At 54.6% G+C, this 4,395-nt stretch carries 6 protein-coding genes; all 6 read left to right on the plus strand.

Translation table 11 applies throughout. The annotated features are described in order from the left end of the window. Positions 1 to 252, plus strand: a 252-nt coding sequence (locus P5540_19745; protein HRT67047.1) for a hypothetical protein, incomplete at its 5' end; no start/stop codon positions are given. Positions 253 to 300: 48 nt separating this feature from the next. Beyond that, entirely contained in the window at positions 301 to 1,152 is an 852-nt protein-coding gene (locus P5540_19750; GenBank protein HRT67048.1) for a hypothetical protein, read from the plus strand. 3 nt (positions 1,153 to 1,155) lie between these two features. Further along, the gene (locus P5540_19755; GenBank protein HRT67049.1) at positions 1,156 to 1,887 is read left to right on the plus strand and encodes a hypothetical protein; all 732 of its coding nucleotides are present in this window, start codon (positions 1,156 to 1,158) and stop codon (positions 1,885 to 1,887) included. Between the two features lies 1 nt (position 1,888). After that, positions 1,889 to 3,583: a hypothetical protein gene (locus P5540_19760; GenBank protein HRT67050.1), complete on the plus strand. Its 1,695-nt coding sequence runs from the start codon at positions 1,889 to 1,891 to the stop codon at positions 3,581 to 3,583. A 48-nt stretch (positions 3,584 to 3,631) separates the two neighbouring features. After that, positions 3,632 to 3,919: a hypothetical protein gene (locus tag P5540_19765; GenBank protein HRT67051.1), complete on the plus strand. Its 288-nt coding sequence runs from the start codon at positions 3,632 to 3,634 to the stop codon at positions 3,917 to 3,919. Positions 3,920 to 3,971: 52 nt separating this feature from the next. After that, positions 3,972 to 4,395, plus strand: a 424-nt coding sequence (locus tag P5540_19770; protein ID HRT67052.1) for a lysozyme, incomplete at its 3' end; no start/stop codon positions are given.

Here is a 4,395-nt window from a genome sequence, read left to right on the forward strand (position 1 = left end):
ATCGAATTGCCGAAAGCGCCGGAATTCAAACCCCGCGACTTGTCAACGGGCCTTGCCAAAATGGACCTCGGCGAAGGGCTCGCGAAACGGCTCGAAACGGTCGGCGCGCAAGGAGCGTATGCCTACCAAGCGGCGTATGCGATAGATCAGAGGACTACTACCACTACAGTACAGGACCAATTGGCGGATATCAAAGATCTACTCAAACAGATCGCGGTCAACACAGATGACCCGATGGCGGTGGTGGTATAAATGCATACTTTTTACCAGATGTTTCCTGAAAAGGCAGATAGCCCGCGCATGTCAATCGGCGAGCGCGGGTTCCGCATCGAAAAGATCTACGACTGCAACATGTCGGCGGAAGACCTGATCCCGTTTTTGCCGATGATCGGCGGGCCATATCCGGCATACGGTTTCGAGGCGTTCACGTTGACGGAATTGCGCACGGAACCTATTAGCGGAACGGAGAAAAGCACTAGGGTATCGCTGGTGTTTGACGCGGTGTTCGACATGTCTATGACGCCGTCGCGCGAACAGTGGACGTTCACCATGCGGGCCGGGACCGAAAAGGTCAAATCGGTTTTGAATTCGACCTATACCGCCTCCGTGGGAATCGACGAGGAAGATCCTGGCACGGCGATCAACGTCGATCAGCGGGGCGATGTGCAAGGGGCCGATGTTTATAAACCGAAATTCGCGATACATGTCTCGAAAGTTTGGTCTCATCTTACACCTGCGAATCTGGCGTTTTTGGCCGATATGCAAGGCACGATCAATAACGATACGTGGATGGGATTCGCTCCCGGAATGGTTCTTTGCATCGGAACGGAAGTTTCGCAAACGCCGCAAGGGTTCGCAAAAGTCGAATACGACTTTCTCGTTGCGCCTTATATAACATGGTATTCCACGCAGGCGTTGAACGGCGAGACCTTGACCCTGCCAATCCTGTCCGGTTGGGATTACGTCTGGGCGCGTTTCGGGCAGGACGCCTACGGCAACAGAGGGATTACTAGGATCGTAGTGGATCAGGTGTATGAATATGCCAATTTTGGCGAATTCGGCCTTGTCGGGCCATACGAACCGAATGGCGTAATTGGCGGTGGGCCTACAGGATACCCGGCTGTCCCGGCGGCCATAAACTGGAGCATGTAACCGATGCCCGTGAAACGAGGCGAGGGATTGTCAGCGGCCTATTTGAACGGCCTTGAAAAAAACATCGAGGCTTCCCGCGTCATTTTGGGCGGTGGCACGACGGGCGGGGAAACGCCGGACGGCGTGCAGTTGTTTCAGGACGCCAGCACCGACCGGCGTGGCGATGCCCTGTATTGCCTTGGCGTCAACATGGGCGGCAACATTTTGCAGCCCTACAAATCCTACAAAATTTATCAGGGGCCGCTATCCGATCCGGCTGGAATTGGATTATACAGCGGCGATCACCGGATCGGCTTGGTTGGCACATCGAGCGAAGCGGACAACACCGCCCCGTTCGCTGTTACCACCACTAAGCACGGTCCATATCTGGCGTTGCCAGTGTGTTATATGGGTATGACACTAGCACTTGTAATCGCGGAATCCGACACAGCGGCAACCACCAAACGGGCCCGCCTGTCCCATGCGCATCCCGGCCTGCTCCTGATAGCAGATGACGGCGTGGCGGACGTGATCTGGGAGGACGCATCGAAACCGCGCACGACGGCACATATCGCCCTGATTCGGATCGGCGGCGGCGGCGGAACGGAAATCAAAACATACAACACGTTTCCCGATATACCTACAAAACCAACACTGATATCCTGCAAACAGCAAGTCTGGTATGCGGAGCAGGGCTATCAAAAATGGTATCCGCTGGCGCGATTCCCATCGGCCACGGGAACGCCGGGGACATGAAATGATCCTCGATCACGGGGACGTAGGCCGGGATTTCAGATCCGAGTGGACGGATCGCACCTACGGCTCGCCGGAAGGCGACCTGTACTCGCCCGAAAACAACCAGCCCGTGTTTGTGCTAAACCACAAATCATTGCAAAAACTGATAGACGTTTACCGTCAACGCGAAGCCATCGTGCAGTCCACAAAGGAACCGCTACCGTATGAAAGCCTCGTTGCCGGGATGGACACCGGGGAAAGCGGCGCGGGCGGTGTGAAATATGGCCGGGATATCGCGGCGGCGACCGTCCATAAACTCTTGGCCGCATTGCGCGTGATTCAGGATTATCCAGACTGGTATTTCTCACCAGACACGACGCCACACAAAATCCAGGCAAACCAAACGGCATACCCGACCGATGTGTGGGATTTATCTACAAAATCACTAAACATCGCAACGCTATTAAGGGAGTTGAGATATACCAGACTCGCCCCGCTCGGCGTCCGATACCGCGTCTGGGGGGTGACGGGATGCGCGCATTACGTGGCGGGCTACGGGGCAGCATACAACGCCATCCTGCCTGTGTTTTATCCGCCCGGCCCATATCCGGCATACGGTTTCGATGGAGAAAACGATCCGGCGTTCAAAGCCGCGATCCGCGAGCAATATAACGAGGCCAAGGCGCGCGAAAATACGGAAATCCCCGCGAATCTGTACACACTCGGAATGTTCGGGTACACGAATTCTCCGAGCATGCCGGACTATCAGTACACACAAGCCAGTGTCTGTTATGCGTATCATATAGATTCCGGACCGCCGTCGTATGAAACATATGCTCAATATGGGACTTGTACACTAAACCGAGCAATGGCCGTTCGCTATGTCAATATTACAGATCAACCCCAGACGTTCATGTTACGGTTGGACTTCAAACTGTCGGGCGGATACGGATCATCGCCCAGCATCGAATCAAACAGCACCTACCCGTACTCTCTGGCGTTTGGTGAAATCTCGAAGGCGGACTTTGACGCCACGGGCGCAGGTGGTAACGGCAGCGTCTATCCGTCAACGCCACGAGAACCGTTTTCCTTGGCGGCGTTTAGGACCGGGGCCGATATTCGGAGCGTAAACCGTGCGTTTTCCAACCCTGAAATAGTTACTCGAATAATCGGGCCGTTTACTCTTGCGCCAAAAAAAACGCTCCACGTTGCGGCACAGGGAATCATCGGCGGATCTCGCAATGTTACAATAAGCAACTATTACTGGGGACCGCAAAAATACGACGCCTATTTCGCCGCTATTGTCGAACTAAAATCGCGAATGTGGAATCAGTCCAATAACTACTTCAGTGGTGTTTACAATAACCCGTATTGGATAGAACTGTGGAATTGGGCCACTGCACAGATTCCCGTGGCGATATCGGCGGCGAACGAGGCACGGGCCGAAGCCGTTGCAGCAAACCAACTCGGCATTGTGTCTGTTTATGACGGGATACTGGCAGACCTGAACTCGCCTTGGCCGCAACCAACGTCATATCAGGAAACGCTTGCGGCGGCGGTACGCGCCGATAATATTGCTAATATTACAAGCCAGATCGGCTGGAACAGATCCAATTTTTCGGAAGGCGGCGCGATTCGATATGACCTGCCGAAAATTTCACTTGACAGCGGCGCGACATGGCTGGCTCATGCGAACAGTATTTTGCCTGTGGCTTGATTTTCGACACGGAAAACAGTAGACTACACAGAGAAACTAGGTGGCGAGATGCCGGTTGACCTTGACAGCGCGAAAGACTTCCTACTGATAGGCGGCGGCGTCATTACGATCCTCGGCGTTTTCTGGAACAATTCGGCCATCAAACAGTCGCTGGCCCGGTTCGATGAATTCATGCGAGAAAACAAAAGCGTTGCAATCGAATTGAGGCAGGTCCAAAAGGACACGAGCGAATTGCAAAAGGCTATTTGGGGCAACGGGAAAAAGGGCATCGTGGAAATGATCAACCAGATCAATGTTCGGTGCGCCCGCGCCAAACATATCGAGGGCGAGGGTTGATATGCAGGCCGTGGCTCCAAGGAACAAGCATAACTAGGGAAAGGATACGGTTATGATTGCCAACAACACGAGGGATCTGGTCAAATATCACGAGGGATGCTCCTTGCGCCCGTACCGGGACACGGTTGGAAAATTGACAATCGGTTGGGGCCGGAACCTTGAGGATGTGGGTATCTCGCAACGGGAGGCCGATCAAATGTTGGACGTGGATTTGATACACGCCGAGGGCGTATGCGTGCGGATCTTCGGCGGCTGGTATGCACTGTCTCCCGTGCGCCGGGCCGTCTTGATCGACATGGCGCACAACCTCGGCGAAGGCGGGTTGCGGTCGTTTCGCAAAATGCGGGCCGCAATCGAGGCGGGCGAATTCGCGCTGGCATCGCTCGAAATGCTCGACTCGAAATGGGCGTCACAGGTTGGCGCGCGGGCGCGGCGGTTGGCGAACATGATGAAAGATGATCAGTGGCCGAAAATCT

It is taken from the genome of Candidatus Hydrogenedentota bacterium, from assembly GCA_035450225.1.
Lineage (GTDB): Bacteria > Hydrogenedentota > Hydrogenedentia > Hydrogenedentales > SLHB01 > DSVR01.